Raw genomic sequence first — 18,597 nt, forward strand, 5'->3', positions numbered from 1 at the left:
AGGAAGTTTGAGATGAGCTTTACGCTACCCGCCCTACCCTATTCCGTTTCTGCTCTGGCCGATGCCGGCATGAGCCAGGAGACGCTCGAGCTGCACCATGGCAAGCATCACCAAGCCTATGTGACGGCGCTCAACGGATTCGTGGAAAAATATCCCGAGCTCGCGGGCAAGTCGCTCGAAGAAATCGTGCTGTTCGCCAAGGATAAGGCCGACATGGCCCCGGTGTTCAACAATGCCGGCCAGCACTGGAACCACATCCATTTCTGGAACGCGCTGTCGCCCAATGGCGGCAAGCTGCCGGGCAAGCTCGAAGCCAAGATCGTGGAAGATTTCGGTTCGGTGGACGCCTTCAAGGAGAGCTTCAAGACCGCCGCCACCACCCAGTTCGGATCGGGTTGGGCCTGGCTGGTGCTGGGCACCGATGGCAAGCTCAAGACCACCAAGACCGCCAATGGCTCGAACCCGCTGGCAACAGGCGAAGGCAAGGCGCTGCTGGGTCTCGACGTGTGGGAGCACAGCTATTACGTCGATTTCCGCAATCGTCGGCCGGACTATGTGAGCAATTTCCTCGACAAGCTGGCGAACTATGAGTTTGCCGAAGCCAATCTGGCTTAACCATTCGTGCGGCAGGTCTGGCGCCTGCCGCTTGCGCCCGGCCTTTCGGGGCCGGGCCACCCCCCGATGATTGCATTTGGCCGCGCTTCCAGGCGATGCTGGGTGATTGAATTTGACCATGCATGTCCCGACATGACGGGAGTGGGGTCGTGAGTATGACAATGGCTGATTTCGACCTTCCCGACACCATGGCCCTGCGCCCCAGCCGGCGCCCGCCCGTGGGCAGGAGCGAGTTCCGCGCCGTGATGGCCGGAATGGCCTCGACGGTCTGCGTGGTTGCCGCAAGACGCGGCGACGAGATGGTTGGCCGCACGGTGACCTCGGTATTGTCGCTATCGGCGACGCCGCCGGCTCTTCTGGTGTCCATAGACATCGTCAGCCGTCTTGCCGATCTGATCGCCAAGACCGGTGGCTTTTCACTGGCCATGCTGGCGAGCGGACAGACCGAGATTGCCGACGCCTTTGCGGGCAAGATCGAGCCGGAGCACCGATTTGGCCTCGGCCGGTGGGGCAAATGGCCATCGGGACACCCCAAATTGGTGGGCGCGGTGACGACGCTCGATTGCGATGTCATCGGTTCGATGGAAACGGGGACGCATGTGCTGTTCGCCGGCGCCATTGTCGAGGCGGAGACCAGCACGGAGCGGATGCCGCTGGTGTGGCAGAGGCACGGATATCATGGGCTCAGCGCCCGGGACGGCGAATAAAGCACTGGCGGGTCGACGGAAACGGCCAGACCTGCCAGAGTAATGCCGCAATGACGGTCACACTGGTAATCTGCAACCGCACGCTCGGGGTTTCGTTTCCAGAGTGACCAGGAGGCGAAGGTGCCGCGCTTTTTCTTTCATTATCGTACCGATGACGGGCTGATCCGCGACGAGGCAGGCAGCGAGCATGCTGATCTCGAAGCCGCCGAGCATAATGCCGCCGAAATCGGCAAGGCGATCATGGACAAACTCGCGGGCGAAGGCGGGGAAACCGGCATGCCGCGCAGCATCGAGATCACCGATGCCGAGGGCCATGACTTGCTCTATGTCGTGTTCTGGGTAGGCCCCAGGATCGGCTCCGTGCCCGGCACGCCCATTACACCCGCCAGCGTCCATTAAGCCAAAGATAGAGCGCTGGCGCACACACCCCTCGTGGGCGATATGCGGCGGGCGGATTGGCAATGGACAGGCGCGTTCGGGCTTCTAGTAAAAAGCACCGGCATGGGTGGTGACCACGAAGCCCAGAATGAGGGCGGCGGCCAGAGCCGCATAGGAAACCATCAGTGAGATCTTCGGCATCGGGAACCCCGGAGATTGATCTGCTGAAAGACTACCAGATCAATCGAGTTTAACAAGAGGTAAACGAACAGCCGGGTCGGGGCGGCGGGAAACGGTTTGCCCAATTGCGACGATATTGTGAAATTGCGTGCTCCTTTAGTCTAAGCCAGGCGGCCCGCACAGAAAGGAAGACAGGCCGGTTTTGCCTGTTAAGGTGAGGGGCGAGTCTAAGGGGTCGGGTATGGCGGACAAATACATGCAGGGATTTATCGAGAAGGCGAACATGTTTGCCGGACAGGATGAGAGCCTAGCGCTTTTCCTGGACGCGGCGCTTCGCGCCACCGATCCCGATGATCTTGCCCGTCAGGACGGCGCGCGTTTTCTCGCGGTGCTGCAGCAGAGCCATGCCCGCCTGATCAGCGGGGGTTCGGACGAGACGCGCATTTATGCAACGCCGCCGGAAACACCCGGGGCGCCGCTGGTTCTGGACGTGATTTCCCCGGACATGCCGTTCATCGTCGACAGCGTTCTGGCGGCATTGCGCGCCATGGGTGGCGTGATCCGGCTGATGGCGCACCCGGTGGTGCATCTGGGTCCGGAGGGCCTGGTCGACAATGGCGGCGCGCCGCTCAGCGTGCTGCATATTCACAGCGACCCCATTGCCGATATCGAGGCGCTGCGCGCCGAAATCGCCACGACGCTGCGCGATGTGGCCCGCGCGGTGGGCGACTGGCGGCCCATGCTCGAGACGGTGCGCAGCGCGATGAGCGGGCTTGAGGGCCTGCGCCCTGCCCTGCGCGACGAGCCGATGCGGTTTCTCGAATGGCTGACCGAGCACAATTTTACCTTCCTGGGCACGTGCGAATATCGCCTCGACGGCGAGAGCCTCGTGCCGCTGCCCGAGAGCGGGCTGGGCGTCTTGCGCGACCCGGGAATGAAGGTGCTGCGGCTTGGCAGCGACTATGTCGACAGTACGCCCGAACTGGTGGCCTTCCTCAAGACGGCAGAGCCGCTGCTGGTGACCAAGGCCAATGTGCGCAGCCGGGTGCATCGGCGGGTGCACATGGATTATCTCGGCATCAAGCGCTATGGCGACGATGGCAAGGTTATCGGGGAGCTGCGCGTGGTCGGGCTGTTTACGGCCCAGGCGCTGGCGACGCCGCATACCGACGTGCCGCTGATCCGGCGCAAGATTGCCGAAGTGATGCGCAAATCGGGCCTCGACCCGCGCGGCCATGCGGGGCGGACGCTGCTCAGCGCGCTCGACAGCTATCCGCGGGATGAGCTTTTCCAGATCGAGGTCGAGCAGCTGGCCGAATTTGCCGAGGCCATTGCGGCGCTCTATGACCGGCCGAAAGTGCGGGTTCTGCCGCGCATCGACCGGTTCGACAATTTCGTCTCGGTGCTCGTCTTCGTGCCGCGCGATCGCTACGACAGCGCCGTGCGCTCGCGCATCACGCGCAGCCTTGCGCAGATCTACGAGGGGCGGGTTTCGGCCTATTATCCCAATTTCCCGGAAGGCGAACTGGTCCGGCTGCATGTGATCATCGGGCGCATTCACGGCAAGACGCCGAACCCGTCGCGGGCAGAGCTGGAGGCGCGGATCGAGGCGCTGACGCGCGATTTCTCCGATCTCCTTGTGGCGGAGGCGCCCGACCCAGGTGCGATCAGCGATTATCGCTCGGCCTTCTCGGCGGCCTACCAGTCGCGGAAAAGCGTGGGCGAGGCACTGGAGGATATTTCGGTTTTCCGTGCGCTGCAGGAGCGCGGCGGCATCGCCATCCAGTTGCGGGCCCGGAATGGCGCCGAGGGCGCGCTGGGGATCAAATTCTACAAGCAGGCCGGGGCCATTCCGCTCAGCGAGCGCGTGCCCATGCTTGAACATTTCGGCTTCCGGGTGATCGACGAGCGCACCTATACGCTGGTGCCGCGCGACGGGGTGGAGCGGTATCTGCACGACATGGTGATGGAAACGGCCAATGGCGCAGTGCTCGATGTGGACGCGCGGGCGGACGCCATCGAGAGCGGGCTGATGGCGGTATGGACCGGGGCGGCGGAGAGCGATCAGCTGAACAGCCTCGTGACCCTGGCAGGGTTGGGCTGGACCGACGCGGCGCTGCTGCGGGCGTTGTCGCGTTACCTGCGGCAGGTGGGGACCTCCTATTCGCAGCGCTATATCGCCCAGGTGATGGTCAACCAGGCGGCTTCGGCGCGGGCGCTGGTGGCGCTGTTCAACGCGCTGCATGATCCGGCTGTCAGAGACCGGGAGGCCGCGGCCGAAGCAGCGCGGTCGGAGATTGCGGCCCAGCTCGAGACGATTTCCTCGCTCGACGAAGACACGATCATCCGGCGGTTCCAGAACCTGATCGAGGCAGTGCTGCGCACCAATGCGTTCCAGCGGGACGCAGAAGGCAACCGCCGGCCGGCGCTGGCGCTCAAATTCGACAGCTCAAAAATCGAGGGGATGGCGGCGCCCCGGCCCTATCGGGAGATTTCGGTCTATTCGCCGCGGGTCGAAGGCGTGCATTTGCGCTTTGGCGCCATTGCGCGCGGCGGATTGCGCTGGTCGGACCGGCCGGAGGATTTCCGCACCGAGGTGCTGGGGCTGGTGAAGGCGCAGCAGGTGAAGAATGCCGTCATTGTTCCGGTGGGCGCCAAGGGTGGGTTCGTGCCCAAGCGGCTGGTGCCGGGGATGAGCCGCGAGGCCTATATGGCCGAGGGGACGGAAAGCTATCGCATCTTCATCGGCTCGCTGCTGGATGTGACCGACAATCTCATCGACGGTCATCTCGTGCCGCCGGATCAAATCGTGCGGCGGGATGGGGACGATCCCTATCTGGTGGTGGCGGCCGACAAGGGCACGGCGAGCTTTTCGGACACTGCCAATGCCATTGCCATCGAGCGCGGGTTCTGGCTGGGGGATGCCTTCGCTTCGGGCGGATCGGCGGGCTATGACCACAAGGGCATGGGCATTACCGCGCGCGGCGGCTGGGAGGCGGTGAAGCGGCATTTCCGCGAGATGAACCGCGATATCCAGCGCGAACCCTTCACCGTGGCGGGTGTCGGAGACATGAGCGGGGACGTGTTCGGCAATGGCATGCTGCTCAGCCAACAGATCCGGCTGCAGGCGGCATTCGACCACCGCGATATCTTCATCGACCCCGAGCCGGATGCGGCGCGCAGTTTTGCGGAGCGCCAGCGGCTCTTCGCCCTGCCCCGGTCGAGCTGGCAGGACTATGACAAGGGACTGATTTCGAGGGGTGGCGGGGTGTTCTCGCGCAGCCTCAAATCCATCCCACTCAGCGCCGAAATAAAGGCGCTGCTCAAGCTGGATCAGGAGCACGCGACGCCGGCCGAAGTGATCCGCGCCATATTGAAGGCGCAGGTGGATCTGCTCTGGTTCGGTGGCATCGGCACCTATATTCGCGGCGCGGACGAAGACAATGCGAGCGTGGGGGACCGGGCCAATGACGCCATTCGCGTCACCGGGGCCGAAGTGCGCGCCAAAGTGGTTGGCGAAGGCGCCAATCTGGGCGTGACGCAAAAGGGGCGCATCGACTTTGCGCTGAAGGGCGGGCGCATCGAAACCGACGCGATCGACAATTCGGCCGGGGTGAACTCCTCGGACCTCGAGGTCAATATCAAGATCGCGCTGGCGTCGGTGGTGGCCGCGGGCACACTCGACGCGGAGGCGAGACGAGAATTCCTCGCCAGCATGACCGACGAGGTGGCGGCGCTGTGTCTGCGCAATAATTACCTGCAGACGTTGGCCCTGTCGCTGGCCCAGCAGGCGGGCGTGGGCGAGTTGCCGGACCACCGCGCCCTCATCGAAACGCTGGAGGCGCGGGGGCTGCTCGACCGGGCGGTGGAATATCTGCCCAGCGATGCCACGCTGAATGCGCGCGCCGAACAGGGCAAGGGGCTGGTACGGCCGGAACTGGCGGTGATCCTCGCCTATGCCAAGTTGACGCTGTTCGATGATCTCCTCGCAGGCAGCGCCATCGACGCGCCCTATCTGGCGGGCGAGCTCTACCGCTATTTCCCCGAAACGCTGAACCGGACCTATCCGGAGGCCGTGGCCGGGCACAGGCTGAAGCGGGAAGTGATTGCGACCGTGCTGGCCAATGCCATCATCAATCGCGGCGGGCCGGCCTTTGTCACCGAGATGACGGCGGCGACCAGCGCCAGCGCGGGCGAAGTGGCGCTGGCCTATGCGGCGGTGCGAGACGTCTATGGGCTGACGGCGCTCAATGCGGAGGTCGACGCGTTGGACGGTGTGGTGCCGGGCGCAGTGCAATTGGCGCTTTACGGGCAGATTGCGGCCCTGCTCAAGCGCGAGACCCTGTGGTTCCTGCGCAATGGCAATGTCACCACCGACATCGAGGCTCTGGTAGCGCGGCATCGGGCCGGCGTCGATCAATTGCGCGCCGTGCGGGATCAGGTTGCCGGAGCGGGTGTTTCCGATGCCATCGCGGCACGGGCAAGAGGCATGGTGACCCATGGCGTGCCCGAGGCACTGGCCCTGCGGATCGCCGAATTGCCGGTGATCGGCAATGGCAGCGATATCGTGCTGGTGGCCGAGCGGGCGGGTGTTGCGATCGAAGCAGCGGGGCGGGCCTATTTCGGCGTGGCCGGGCTGTTCGATATATTCAGCATCATGGACGCTGGGCGCGGCATGGTGCTGGCGGACCGCTATGAGCGCATGGCGCTCGACCGGGCTCTGGCCAATCTCAACCGGGCGCTGCGCGATTTGACATCGGACGTGCTGGCGGCAGGCGGGTTGGACAATTGGCGCGATCAGCATCAGGCGGCGATTGCGCGGACTGTCGGGGCCGTCGGAGATCTGGTGCACGGGACCGCGACGGTATCGCGGCTCAGCGTGGCGGCGGGACTGCTGGCGGATCTGGCGCGGGAGGGGTGAAGAGATGAACCGGTTTCAAAGTGCAGATATTTGGGACATAGTGATGCCATGAGCATCGTTCTGGACATACCCGACATCCTCCGCGATCGCGTGGAGGCGATTGCGAAGCGGTCGAATTTGACCCCCTCGCAGGTCATTTCGGACGCCTTGCAGCACGGTCATTCGCTTGAGTGGCAGGAACGCTTTCTCGCCCGAGTCGATGCCGGCCGCGATGACGCCGACAAGGGAAACTTCGCCAATGACGACGAATTGGCACGCGTCGTTGGAAAATACCGACCAAGCTGATGAAGATTGCCTGGACGCGCGTTGCCCTGAGGGACATCGATGCCATCCAGGATTATGTCGCTCAGGATAGTCCACGGGCCGCCTACCAGCTTGCACAGGGATTGGTGCAACGCACCACAGATACGTTGGGCGCAGCTCCGATGGCCGGACGATTGGGACGGGCGCAAGGCACCCGCGAACTCGTTTTCCCTGACTTGCCCTATATCGTCGTCTATCGCGTCACAAACATGGTCGAAGTGCTCGCTGTAATGCATGGCGCCCGTATCTGGCCTGACGATTTCGCCTAGCGGTTACGTCTCTCGCCCCTCCCCCTCACCCAAAAGTCTTTCTTGTGCCGGAGGGGTGGTTGGGGAGACTGGTGGGGACGCAGAGGAGTTGCCCATGACCAGTCTTGCCCAATGGCTCGAAACGCAGACCGATGACCGGGAGCTGGCCAGCGTGCTTGTCAGCATGGCTCAATCCGGGGCGGAAATCGCTGATGTTCTGCGTGCGGCGCCCATCGAAGGGCAGACCGGACTGGCCGGGGCGACCAATGTGCAGGGCGAGGCGCAAAAGGCCCTCGATATCATCTCAAACGATATTGTTCTCAAGCACATAGAGCAGAATGCGGCGGTTTCGATTCTGATCTCCGAGGAGCTAGATGAAGCCGTTCAGATGGAGAATCAGGGGCGGTTCATCGTCGCCACCGATCCGCTCGATGGATCTTCAAACCTCGACGTAAACGTCACTGTGGGCACGATTTTTTCGGTGCTGCCGGCGGCGGGCGGGATGTTGCAGAAAGGCACGGCCCAGCTGGCTGCCGGCTATGTCGCCTATGGGCCGGCGACCAGCCTCGTCGTGCGGATCAACGGGCCGGTGGCGGTGTTTACGCTGGATGGCACGGGAGAGTGGGTGTTGACGGTGGCGGCCGCGAAGGTGCCGGAGGCCTCGGGCGAATTTGCCATCAATACGGCGCGCGAGCGGTTCTGGGATGATGCGACGCGGGGCTATGTCAGCGAAAGCGTGGCGGGGGAAACCGGGCCGGCGGGCAAGCGCTACAATATGCGCTGGGTGGGCTCGATGGTGGCCGACATCCACCGCATCCTCATGCGCGGGGGGATTTTTCTCTATCCGCTCGACAGCGAGACAGTGAGCAAGGGCGGGCGGCTGCGGCTGCTCTATGAGGCCAACCCAATGGCGTGGCTGGTGGAGGGCGCCGGGGGCGCTTCGACCACGGGGATGCAAGGGATTCTGGAGGTGGCGCCGACGGGAATCCATCAGCGCGTTCCGGTGATCTTGGGGTCAGTGGAGGAAGTGCGGCGGGTGGAGGGGTTTTATAGGGAGAATACCCCCACCTAACCTTCCCCTGAAGAAGGGGGAGGGTCGGATCGCGTTTTGGGCGGGCGCGGTGAAGCGGGGCCCGGCGATCTTGCCGAAGCCCCCCCCCCTGCCCTCCCCTCAAGAGGGAGGGTGGGTGCGGTGTGTGGGGAGATGGGGGCCAAATACAATCCGCGCTCCTTAAAGTCCCAAATGTTTGCAACGTTGCAGGGCGGGCGTCTTGGCGATAGAAGCGGTTGCGGCGGAGAGCCGGATGGGAGCGAGCATGACCGAGACACATTTTACCCTGCCCAAGACCAATGCCGGCCCCTGGCAGAAGCGTCCCTTCCATCGGCAGTATCTGATGCGGCAGACCAATAATCTGTTCGATTTCTTCGAGGCGAATTCGCTCAATCCCAAGGGTGGGTTCTTCGATCTCGATGACAATGGCAGGCCGGTGCAGACCGACAATGCGGTGCGCCAGATTCATTCGACCACCCGCATGATCCATTGCGCTGTCATCGGCAGCCTGATCGGGCGGCCGGGGTCGGACGAGATCATCGATCACGGGATGGACTATCTCTGGAACCATCACCGCGACGTCAGGAACGGTGGCTATTTCTGGTCGCTGGATGACACCGGTGTGGTCGATGGGCTCAAGCAGGCCTATGGCCATGCCTTTGTGCTGTTGGCCGGATCGAGCGCCAAGCTGGTTGGTCACCCGCTCGCCGATCAGCTGATTGAAGACATCACGCAGGTCATCAATACCCGCTTCTGGGATGAGGAAGCCGGGGCGGTGCGCGAGGAGTTTGATACGGACTGGTCGCCGATCAGCAGCTATCGCGGCCAGAACTCGAACATGCACCTGACCGAAGCGCTGATGGCGGCCTATGAGGCCACGGGCAAGGAAGATTATCTCATCAAGGCCGAGCGCATCGCCCAGCGCATCATTCGCGACAATGCGGTGCCTCTGGGGCATCGGGTGGCTGAGCATTTCGACGAGAACTGGGGTCTCGACAAGACCTACAAGCACGAGAATGAGATGTTCCGCCCGTCCGGGACGACGCCGGGGCACTGGCTGGAATGGTCGCGCCTGCTCTATCAGCTCTGGGTTCTGGGACGGAAGCAGCATGGCTGGATGACCGACGCCGCGCGGAACCTGTTCCGCAGCTCGATCGATTTGGGGTGGGACAAGGTCCATGGCGGGTTCTTTTATACGCTCGACTGGAACGACCAGCCGGCCATGCGCGAAAAGCTGTGGTGGCCGGTGTCCGAGGCGATCGGCGCGGCGGCGTTCATCTCGGCCCATGACCACGAGGACTATTTCCAGAGCTGGTATCGCAAGCTCTGGGATTTTGCCGAGAACCATGTGATCGATCATGAGCGCGGCGGCTGGCTCAGCGAACTCCAGGAAGACCTGACGCCGGGCGCGCGCCTCTTCGTGGGCAAGCCGGACATTTATCACGCGCTCCAGGCCTGCCTCATTCCGCTCTATCCGTCGACAGGGAGCCTCACCCACGCGATCATCGAGGCGGACCACACCGAACGGCCGGTCCGTTAGCAGGGGTTTTACTCTTCAGGCGTCCGGAACGATCGGGCGCCCCTTTTGCGTTGTGCCCTCATCACATGGAGGCACAGCATGCATTCTCTCGAGGGCAAGGTGGCGCTGGTGACCGGCGCGGGGTCGGGCATCGGCATGGCAGCGGCATTGGCGCTGGGCAAGGCCGGCGCCAGCGTGGTGGTGATGAGCCGCACCGCAGAAGAAGTGGAAAAGACCGCCCAGGAGATTGAAGCGGCCGGTGGGCGCGCCAAGGCGATGACCGCCGACACCTCCGATGACGCGGCGATGAAGGAACTGGTCGGCACGCTGGTGAAAGAACTCGGGCGGCTCGACATCGTGGTCGCCAATGCCGGGATCAACGGCATGTGGGCGCCGATCGACGACCTCAAACCCGATGAATGGGATAAGACCATATCGGTCAATCTGCGCGGGACTTACCTGACCATTCACCACACCGTCCCCCACCTCAAGAAGGCGGGCGGCGGCTCGATCATCATCGTTTCCTCCATCAATGGCACTCGGACCTTTACCAATCCCGGCGCGACGGCCTATTCGGTGACCAAGGCCGGTCAGGTGGCGATGGCGCAGCAATTGGCGGTGGAACTGGGCGAGCACCGGATCCGGGTCAATGCGATCTGCCCGGGGGCGATCGAATCCGAGATTTCGGACAACACAGAGACGCGGAACGCCGAAAAGGCTGAAGTGCCGGTGGAGTTTCCAGAGGGGGACATTCCCCTGACCGGCGGCGAGCCGGGCAAGGCCGAAGATGTGGCCGATCTCGTGCTGTTTCTCGCCTCGGATGCGTCGCGCCATATCACCGGCTCGCCGATCTGGATCGATGGGGCGCAGAGCCTCCTGCGCTAAGCCTCAAACATTGCCAGCGGACGGGCGGAAGCGTAAAGCACGCGGAGGATTTCTTCTGCTTGTGATGTGCCATGCTTGCCCAGCCCGCCCAGCTTCCGCGCCATCTTGTCGAGAGTGCAATTCTCAATGCCCTGGCCGAAGATCTGGGACAGGCGGGGGACTTGACCAGCCAGGCGGTGTTGTCGCCTGACGCCTGGGCAGTGGCGAGCCTTTCGGCCCGGGAAGTGGGGATTATTGCCGGGCTCGACCTGGCCGCGGCGGCGTTTCGGCTGGTGGGCGACGGGGTCAGTTTCGAGCCCCAGATCACGGATGGACACCGCGTCGAGGCAGGGGGTGTCGTGGCACTGGTTTCAGGTCCCGCCCGGCTGGTGATGTCGGCGGAGCGCGTGGCGCTCAATTTCGTCAATCACCTCAGCGGCATTGCCACCCTCACAAGGCGCTATGCCGATGAAGTGGCGGGAACCCACGCAAAAATCTGCGACACGCGGAAAACCACGCCGGGGCTGCGGGCGTTCGAGAAATACGCCGTGCGCTGTGGCGGCGGCGCCAACCACCGCTTTGCGCTCAACGACGCCATCCTGATCAAGGACAATCATATTGCCGTGGCCGGCAGCGTGACGGCGGCCTACAAGGCAGCCGAGGCCTTCGCCGGGCACCTCGTCAGCATCGAGATCGAGGTGCAGACGCTGGCCGAACTGGAAGAGGCCCTGGCGGCGGGCGCCAGGATCGTGCTGCTCGACAATATGGACAATGATCTGTTGCGCCAGGCCGTGGCGATCAATGCCGGGCGCGCCAAGCTCGAGGCTTCCGGTGGGGTGCAGCTCGACCGGGTGCGCTCGATCGCCGAGACGGGGGTGGATTTCATCTCCACCAGCCAGATCACCATGGGCTCCAAGCCACTCGATCTCGGGCTCGACGTGACCATTGGCGGTGTCGAATGAGCGTATCCCTGAGCCCGGTGGCGCGCACGCTGACCGAGATCGCCGTCGAGGCGGCAATCGCCGCAGCGGATTTGATCATGGCTGTCTATGCGCGACCGATCCATGCCGTGGCAAAATCGGACGGATCGCCGGTGACGGAGGCCGATGCGGCGGCAGAGGCGATCATCATCGAGCATCTGCGCGCGACGGGCCTGCCGATACTTGGAGAGGAAAGCGTTGCCGCCGGGATCGTGCCGGTGCTGGGCGAGCGCTATTTCGTGGTCGATCCGCTGGATGGCACCAAGGAATTCATCAAGCGGAACGGCGAATTCACGGTCAATATCGCGCTGATCGAAAATGGCGCCCCGGTGATGGGTGTCGTGCTGGCGCCGGTGACGGGGGAAGTGTTCGTCGGTGACGGAGATAGCGCCTGGGCGGGATTGGTCAAGAACGGCATCGTCACGGAACGGCGCCCGATCTCGGTGAGCTGGACGGCGGGGCTGCGGATCGTGGCCAGCCGGTCCCACGGTCACGCGGCGCTGGAACAGCTTTGCCGCACGCTCGATGTCGAGACGGACGTGTCGGTCGGCTCGTCGCTGAAATTCTGCCTCCTGGCGCGCGGCGATGCGCAGCTTTACCCTCGCTTTACCCCAACTTGCGAATGGGACACGGCAGCAGGCCAGGCGGTACTGGAAGCGGCGGGGGGAAGCGTGGTAACGCTGGATGGCGCGCCCATGCGCTATGGCAAGCACGAGCTGGGGTTTCTCAACCCCTATTTCGTGGCCGCCACCAGCATGGCGCTGGCGCAGCGGGCCGCAGAGGAAATGCGTGGCCTTCTGGGCTAGTCATGCAACGAACGCTTAACTGACCTGCGAACACGTTTTCGGCCCGCAGCTTGCGCCATGCCCGCGAGGGATATATAGCCCGAGCATATATCGAACGACAATATGCCGGGATAAGCGCAATGAATGTCAGGACGCTGTGCCTGTCGATCCTCTACGAGGGCGAGGCTACGGGATATGACATACGCCGCCTGAGCGTCGAGGGCGAGTTTGCCTATTTCGTCGAAGCCAGCTTTGGCTCGATCTACCCTGCCCTGGCAAAGCTCGAGGTGGACGGGCTGGTGACGAGCCGCACCGTTCCCCAGGCGGGCAAGCCGGCCCGAAAAGTCTATTCCATCACCGATGCCGGACGCGACGCCTTCGCCGAAGAATTGCTGGGGCCGCTGGGCGATGACGTTTTCCGAAGCCCATTCCTGCTTCTGGCCCGGTTCGCCAGGATCTTGCCGGCAGAACTGGTGGAACAGCGGGCCAAGGAACATCTGGAGCGCCTGTCCGCCAGCACTCGAAAATTGACGGACCTGGCCGGTGAAGGCAGCTGCAGCCCAGCAGACCAATGGGTAATCAATTACGGACGTGCAGTATTGGGCGTTGCAGAGGACTATTTGCGCACCCATATGCACGAACTAACAAAACTAGCGAAAGCCGATCCGCGCAAAGATGCGGCGGAATAGAGGGGCGACTACTCGATGCGTGCACTGTTATCCTATGGCCTTGCCTTTCTGATCCTCGCCGGCGCGGGCGCCTGGCTGGCAACCGGAACGCTCGTTGTGGGCGGGAATGGCCCGGGCAATGGTGAAAAGCCCATCATCTCCGTCATCGAGGGCGAGGACCATGGGCCGCTGCACAATGCGCTGGCGGACGCCGGCGTGCTGGCCGAGCACCCCGAACCGGCGACCGATCCGAAGCTTTCCATCGCCGAACGCAATGTGTCGACGACCGGCGCCAATGCGCCCCTGCCCAATGTCCGCGTCCAGACCTTCACCGCCCAGCCGATGCCGCTCGAAGTGCCGTTGCGCGGGCGCACCCAGGCCAAGGCCGCCGTCACCGCCGTGGCAGAGACTGCAGGCACTGTCGACCAGGTGCATGTCAGCAAGGGTCAGCGCGTCGAGATCGGCGATCAATTGTGCACGCTCGACCAGGGCACGCGCGCCGCTGCGGTGACCCAGGCCGAAGCCGGGCTGGCACAGGCCGAGGCCGGCCTTGCCCAGGCACAGCTCAACTATGACACCAATATCGATTTGCGCTCGCGTGGCGTGGCTGCAGCCAATACCGCCAATGCGGTCGAGGTGGCGCTGAGCGGGGCAAAGGCTGCGGTGACCTCGTCGCAGGCGGCCGTCGACAATGCCAAGGCGGAACTGGCGCGCACGGAAATCCGGGCCAAGGTGCCGGGCCTCGTCCAGGATCCGCTGGCCCAGGCCGGCTCGATGCTGGCTGCGGGCAGCCCATGCGCGACCATTATCCAGCTCGACCCCATCGTCTTCACCGGCATGGTTCCCGAAGCCCATATCGGGCTTGCCAAGCTCGGGCTCGAGGCGACGATCAAGACCGTGACCGGCCAGAGCACGGAAGGCAAGGTGACCTATATCGCCTCGCGCGCCGACAACGCCACCCGCGCCTTCCCCGTCGAGATCGAGATCGCCAATAGCGATTACGCCATACGTGACGGCGTGACCGCCGAAGCCGTCGTCAATCTGGGGACGGCACCGGGGCATCTGCTGCCACAATCTGTCCTGACGCTGGACGACGATGGCATGCTGGGGGTGCGCACCGTCGAAGACGGCGTCGTGGCCTTCCACCCCGTCACCATCGTCAGCGATACCCGCCAGGGTGTCTGGGTGACCGGGCTACCGCTGGTTTCCAACGTGATCACCGTTGGCCAGGAAAGTGTGACCGCCGGACAAGCTGTTAAAGCCAGCCCGGCCGACGTGCCGGCCCAAGCGCAAGCCAGCTGAGGACAGCTCACATGCTCGACTTCATCGAAAAAGTGCTGAGGATGCCGCGGGTCGTCCTCACCGTCATGGCCATCGTGCTGGTGGCAGGCACCGGCGCCTATCTCTCCATGCCCAAGGAGAGCTTTCCGGCGATCGACGTGCCCTATCTCTACGTCTCGATATCGCAGACGGGCGTTTCTCCGCGCGACGCGGAAAACCTCCTGGCCAAGCCGGCCGAGGAAGAACTGGCGAATTTACCGGGGCTGATCAATATCAGCTCCACCTCCACCACGGGCCACGCCTCGGTCTTCCTCGAGTTCGACATCAACACGGACAAGGACCAGGCGCTTTCGGACACGCGGGCCAAGATCGACGCCATCAAGTCCAAGCTGCCCGATGACGCAACGGACCCGACCGTCAACGAAATCGACATTGTCGGCCAGCCGATCATCTCGGTCGCTGTCTATGGCACGGCGCCGGAAAAGGAACTGGTCCGCCGCGCCGAGCTGCTGCAGGACGCCATCGAAGGCATCGGCGAGGTGCGCGAAGCCAAGCTCTCGGGCGCCCGCAAGGAGCAGCTCGAAGTTCGCATCGACCTGCTGCGTCTCGAAGCCTATGGGCTGACCGCCAGCCAGCTGTTCGATGCGCTGTCGCGCAACAATATGGTGGTTCCGGGCGGCACGCTCAACACCGGACAGGGCTCGTTCAACATCGAAGTGCCCGGCCTGATCACGACCGCCGAGGACGTCTACAGCCTGCCGATCAAGACCGACGGCAACACTGTAGTCACCTTCGGCGAAGTCGCGACCATCACCCGCACGCTGGCGGACGCCACCGAATATACCCAGGTCAATGGATCGCCCGCGCTGATCCTCGGCGTTTCCAAGAAGCTGGGCACCAATATCATCGACGTTTCGGACAAGGTCCGGGCGGTGACGGAAGAGGCCGCCAAGGACTGGCCGGGCGGGGTGAGCTATAGCTTCTTCCTCGACCAGGCCGAGACGACGACAAGCCTTTTCCGCTCGCTGGAAGCGGCGGTTCTGACCGCCGTGGCGCTGGTGCTCATCACCTGTATCGCCACGCTGGGCGTGCGCCCTGCCCTCATGATCGGGCTCTCCATTCCGCTGTCGTTCATGATGGCGTTCCTCGTCGCCGAAATGCTGGGCATGACCATCAACATGATGGTGATGTTCGGGCTGGTGATCGCCGTGGGCGTCTTGGTGGACGACCCGGTGGTGGTCGTCGAATATGCCGAGCGAAAGCTGCAGGAAGGGGTTTCCAAGAAGGAAGCCTTCATCCTGGCCGTGCGCAAGATGTTCGTGCCGGTGCTGGGCGCGACCTTCACCACGCTGGGCGCCTTCGTGCCGCTGCTGTTCTGGCCGGGCATTATCGGCAAGTTCATGAGCTATCTGCCCACGATCGTGATCATCGTCATGATCGCCTCGCTGATTTCCGCCCTGATCTTCATGCCGGTGATCGGCTCGGTGATCGCCTCCACCCATGTGGACGAGAAGGAAAAGGAAAAAGCCGACATCGTCATGTACCCCGACAAGTTCGACCCCAAAAAGGTCGGCGGGATCACCGGGGTCTATGTCCGCACGATGGAGCATCTGCTGCACTGGCCCCTGCCGACGCTGGCGGTTGGCTTCGGCATCATCGCGACCATTTTCGTGACCTATGCGATGAACCCGACGGGCACCGAGGCCTTCCCGGCATCGGAGCCGGAATATGCCACCGTGGCCGTCGTCGGGAAGGGCAATTACTCCCCTGAAGAAATCCGCGACATGCTGATCGAGGTCGAGGACCAGCTGCTCGAGGTGCGCGGCATCCAGGACGTGGTCATGCAGTTCGGCACGACCGGCGCCTTCGGCACCATGCCCCCCGACACGATCGGCAATTTCCAGCTGCAGCTGGTCAACTGGAACAACCGCGTTCCCGCCGAGGAAATCTTCGGCGAAATCCGCCAGCGCGTCGGCAATATTGCCGGACTGGATATTCAGGTCCTGGCTGCGGAAAACGGGCCGCCAGCGGGCAAGGACATCAATCTGCGGGTCGAAAGCAGCGACTATGACGATCTGGTGCCCACCGTAACGGCGATCCGCGACCATCTGGCCAGCTGGCCGGAAGTGGTGGATCTCGAAGACGGCCGGCCCTCGCCGGGCATTGACTGGCAGATCACTGTGGACCGCGCCGAGGCCGGCAAATACGGGATCGGCGTGCGCGAACTGGTGCCCTATGTGCAGCTCATCACCTCCGGGGTGAAGCTGGGTACCTATCGCGATGCGGAAACGGGTGATGAACTCGATATCCGCGTGCGGCTGCCGCAGGAGGAACGTACATTCGATGCGCTCGACTCGATGCGGATCGCCACCGCACAGGGCATGGTCCCAGTGGCCAATTTCATCGAGCGGACCCCGGTTCCCAAGGTCGCCAATATCCAGCGGCGCAACCAGGTCTATGCGATGAACGTGGCCGCCGGCCTCTCCAACATGCCAGAGGGCGTCTACACCGCCGACAAGGTGCGGGAGCTGCAGAGCTGGATCGACCAGCAGGGCTTCCCTGACCGGGTCACCGTGGCCTTTGGCGGTGCGGAAGAGCAGATGGGCGACGCCAATGCCTTCATCGTCCAGGCCTTCGGCATGGCGATGGCGCTGATCTTCTTCATCCTCCTGCTCGAATATAACAGCTTCTACCAGGTGATGGTGACGCTCTCGACGGTGATCATGTCGGTGGCCGGCGTGCTGCTCGGCATGCTGGCGACGGGGATGAGTTTCTCGGCGATCATGACCGGGCTCGGGATCGTGGCGCTGGCGGGCATTGTGGTGAAGAACGGCATCGTGCTGATCGACACCTATAATGACTATAACCGCCACCAGGGTGTCGAACCGGTCAAGGCCATGCTGCTGACCGTCAGCCAGCGTGTGCGACCGGTGTTGCTGACCGCGTTCCTCACCGCGCTGGGCGTGATCCCGATGTGGGCGAATGTCGAGTTCGACTTCATCCGCCGCGAGATCGTCATCGGCGGGCTGGCTGGGTCGTGGTTCATCCACCTGTCGGCAGCGCTGGTCTCGGGCCTGTTCTTCTCCACCGCACTCACCCTGGTGATGGTGCCGGTGATGGTGACGGCCCCGAGCGTGATGTGGAAGCAGATCAAGGGCGTCGGCGCCTGGGTGGCCAGTGTCGGCCAGGCGATTGCCTCGCCTTTCCGTCCGAAGGCGTCAGTCGCGGCTCCAGCCGGATTTGACGGCATGGCCGTCGAAATCCCCGAGGATGCCGACGGCGCCAAGCGGTTCATCGTCTCTAAGGAGGCGGGGCTGGTCGAGCACGAGTCAAATGGCGTTACGGTCGTCAGCCGCAGGGATGCGGCGGAATAGGTCAGTCCCGAGCGAAAGCAACAGGCCCGCAGCAATGCGGGCCTTTTTTATCCGTTCAGGCACTGAATGAGTGGAGCCGCCAGTCGTCGCCATCGAAATGGAGGTCGCGGACCTGGGGAGAGCGGGTGGCGAGGGAAGTCGACCAGAACGCCTGAGCGGCGCTATTGGCGTGGGGAACGCCGATGTGCCAAGGGCCGGGGTGGGCCGCGAGTGCCAGGTCGAGCGCGGCGCGTCCCGCTCCCCTGCCCCGGTGGGCTTTGAGCACAAAGAACTCCGCCATGAACCAGCACGGCTGCGTACCGGTCAGCGGGCATTCGTCGATGACCAGCGCGAAACCGGCGATCTCTTCGCCCGACAGGATGAGATAGGGATGGCGCCAGAAGCGGTCGAGGAAATCGTATTTGAACCGGCCGTCGGCGCCGACCGGGAACGGCATGAACTCGGTCATGTCGTGCAGGTAAAGCTGGATCAGATTGGCGATGACCGGCTTTTGCGATGGCGTTGCGGGGACGAGGTGGATTTGGGTCATGCCGGAGCATAGCGGCCAACAGGGGTTTGTGCAGCCTACTGACGTCCGGGAGAGTTATAGTCGCATCAGGGCCGGATATCGGGGCTCGCGTACCCCCACCCGGCCTCCCCCTGGAAAGGGGGAGCAGTGGGCCGGTGATTGGGTGCGGCTTGGTGCTAGGCGCGGAGCTTCCCCTTGGGTTTGGGCCGAGGGAA

Annotated in this window: 15 protein-coding genes; 14 read left to right on the forward strand and 1 reads right to left on the reverse strand. The window is 63.5% G+C overall.

Features of this window, described 5'->3' with window-relative positions; translation table 11 throughout:
• Window positions 1-12 precede the first annotated feature (12 nt).
• The 14 genes from N0P34_RS15060 (at window position 13) to N0P34_RS15125 (ending at window position 17,874) form a co-directional block, all read left to right on the forward strand.
• Window positions 13-615, forward strand: coding sequence for a superoxide dismutase (locus N0P34_RS15060; protein WP_275604040.1), 603 nt, complete (start codon window positions 13-15; stop codon window positions 613-615).
• A 155-nt stretch (window positions 616-770) separates the two neighbouring features.
• Window positions 771-1,322: a flavin reductase family protein gene (locus N0P34_RS15065; RefSeq protein ID WP_275606997.1), complete on the forward strand. Its 552-nt coding sequence runs from the start codon at window positions 771-773 to the stop codon at window positions 1,320-1,322.
• A gap of 120 nt (window positions 1,323-1,442) precedes the next feature.
• The gene (locus tag N0P34_RS15070; protein ID WP_275604041.1) at window positions 1,443-1,721 is read left to right on the forward strand and encodes a hypothetical protein; all 279 of its coding nucleotides are present in this window, start codon (window positions 1,443-1,445) and stop codon (window positions 1,719-1,721) included.
• A gap of 400 nt (window positions 1,722-2,121) precedes the next feature.
• Complete coding sequence (locus N0P34_RS15075) at window positions 2,122-6,801, forward strand: NAD-glutamate dehydrogenase (protein WP_275604042.1); 4,680 nt, start codon at window positions 2,122-2,124, stop codon at window positions 6,799-6,801.
• Between the two features lie 48 nt (window positions 6,802-6,849).
• Entirely contained in the window at window positions 6,850-7,086 is a 237-nt protein-coding gene (locus N0P34_RS15080; protein WP_275604043.1) for a transcriptional regulator, read from the forward strand.
• Window positions 7,086-7,373 carry a type II toxin-antitoxin system RelE/ParE family toxin gene (locus tag N0P34_RS15085; protein ID WP_275604044.1) on the forward strand — a complete coding sequence of 96 codons (288 nt, stop codon included), beginning with the start codon at window positions 7,086-7,088 and terminating at the stop codon, window positions 7,371-7,373. The genes N0P34_RS15080 and N0P34_RS15085 overlap by 1 nt, the downstream gene beginning before the upstream one ends.
• Window positions 7,374-7,467: 94 nt before the next feature.
• A complete protein-coding gene (locus N0P34_RS15090; protein WP_275604045.1) occupies window positions 7,468-8,424 on the forward strand; it encodes a class 1 fructose-bisphosphatase in 957 nt (318 codons plus the stop codon).
• Between the two features lie 244 nt (window positions 8,425-8,668).
• Complete coding sequence (locus N0P34_RS15095) at window positions 8,669-9,943, forward strand: AGE family epimerase/isomerase (protein ID WP_275604046.1); 1,275 nt, start codon at window positions 8,669-8,671, stop codon at window positions 9,941-9,943.
• A gap of 78 nt (window positions 9,944-10,021) precedes the next feature.
• A complete protein-coding gene (locus N0P34_RS15100) occupies window positions 10,022-10,807 on the forward strand; it encodes an SDR family NAD(P)-dependent oxidoreductase (protein ID WP_275604047.1) in 786 nt (261 codons plus the stop codon).
• Between the two features lie 71 nt (window positions 10,808-10,878).
• The gene (gene nadC, locus N0P34_RS15105; RefSeq protein WP_275604048.1) at window positions 10,879-11,748 is read left to right on the forward strand and encodes a carboxylating nicotinate-nucleotide diphosphorylase; all 870 of its coding nucleotides are present in this window, start codon (window positions 10,879-10,881) and stop codon (window positions 11,746-11,748) included.
• Window positions 11,745-12,572, forward strand: a complete 828-nt coding sequence (cysQ, locus tag N0P34_RS15110) for a 3'(2'),5'-bisphosphate nucleotidase CysQ (RefSeq protein ID WP_275604049.1) — start codon at window positions 11,745-11,747, stop codon at window positions 12,570-12,572. The genes nadC and cysQ overlap by 4 nt, the downstream gene beginning before the upstream one ends.
• A 119-nt stretch (window positions 12,573-12,691) precedes the next feature.
• Window positions 12,692-13,240: a PadR family transcriptional regulator gene (locus N0P34_RS15115; RefSeq protein ID WP_275604050.1), complete on the forward strand. Its 549-nt coding sequence runs from the start codon at window positions 12,692-12,694 to the stop codon at window positions 13,238-13,240.
• A 15-nt stretch (window positions 13,241-13,255) separates the two neighbouring features.
• Window positions 13,256-14,521, forward strand: coding sequence for an efflux RND transporter periplasmic adaptor subunit (locus N0P34_RS15120; RefSeq protein ID WP_275604051.1), 1,266 nt, complete (start codon window positions 13,256-13,258; stop codon window positions 14,519-14,521).
• Between the two features lie 11 nt (window positions 14,522-14,532).
• Entirely contained in the window at window positions 14,533-17,874 is a 3,342-nt protein-coding gene (locus N0P34_RS15125) for an efflux RND transporter permease subunit (RefSeq protein WP_275604052.1), read from the forward strand.
• 55 nt (window positions 17,875-17,929) lie between these two features.
• Here N0P34_RS15125 and N0P34_RS15130 read toward each other — a convergent pair whose 3' ends face one another.
• Window positions 17,930-18,403: a GNAT family N-acetyltransferase gene (locus tag N0P34_RS15130; RefSeq protein WP_275604053.1), complete on the reverse strand. Its 474-nt coding sequence runs from the start codon at window positions 18,401-18,403 to the stop codon at window positions 17,930-17,932.
• Between the last annotated feature and the right edge of the window lie 194 nt (window positions 18,404-18,597).

It is taken from the genome of Devosia sp. FJ2-5-3 (genome assembly GCF_029201545.1).
Lineage (GTDB): Bacteria > Pseudomonadota > Alphaproteobacteria > Rhizobiales > Devosiaceae > Devosia.

Bases quoted from the DNA above. Each gene is read 5' to 3' on its own strand.
- N0P34_RS15060 (WP_275604040.1), top strand. From the start codon at position 13: ATGAGCTTTACGCTACCCGCCCTACCCTATTCCGTTTCTGCTCTGGCC.
- N0P34_RS15065 (WP_275606997.1), top strand. From the start codon at position 771: ATGACAATGGCTGATTTCGACCTTCCCGACACCATGGCCCTGCGCCCC.
- N0P34_RS15075 (WP_275604042.1), top strand. From the start codon at position 2,122: ATGGCGGACAAATACATGCAGGGATTTATCGAGAAGGCGAACATGTTT.
- N0P34_RS15080 (WP_275604043.1), top strand. From the start codon at position 6,850: ATGAGCATCGTTCTGGACATACCCGACATCCTCCGCGATCGCGTGGAG.
- N0P34_RS15085 (WP_275604044.1), top strand. From the start codon at position 7,086: ATGAAGATTGCCTGGACGCGCGTTGCCCTGAGGGACATCGATGCCATC.
- N0P34_RS15090 (WP_275604045.1), top strand. From the start codon at position 7,468: ATGACCAGTCTTGCCCAATGGCTCGAAACGCAGACCGATGACCGGGAG.
- N0P34_RS15095 (WP_275604046.1), top strand. From the start codon at position 8,669: ATGACCGAGACACATTTTACCCTGCCCAAGACCAATGCCGGCCCCTGG.
- N0P34_RS15100 (WP_275604047.1), top strand. From the start codon at position 10,022: ATGCATTCTCTCGAGGGCAAGGTGGCGCTGGTGACCGGCGCGGGGTCG.
- nadC (WP_275604048.1), top strand. From the start codon at position 10,879: ATGCTTGCCCAGCCCGCCCAGCTTCCGCGCCATCTTGTCGAGAGTGCA.
- cysQ (WP_275604049.1), top strand. From the start codon at position 11,745: ATGAGCGTATCCCTGAGCCCGGTGGCGCGCACGCTGACCGAGATCGCC.
- N0P34_RS15115 (WP_275604050.1), top strand. From the start codon at position 12,692: ATGAATGTCAGGACGCTGTGCCTGTCGATCCTCTACGAGGGCGAGGCT.
- N0P34_RS15120 (WP_275604051.1), top strand. From the start codon at position 13,256: ATGCGTGCACTGTTATCCTATGGCCTTGCCTTTCTGATCCTCGCCGGC.
- N0P34_RS15125 (WP_275604052.1), top strand. From the start codon at position 14,533: ATGCTCGACTTCATCGAAAAAGTGCTGAGGATGCCGCGGGTCGTCCTC.
- N0P34_RS15130 (WP_275604053.1), bottom strand. From the start codon at position 18,403: ATGACCCAAATCCACCTCGTCCCCGCAACGCCATCGCAAAAGCCGGTC.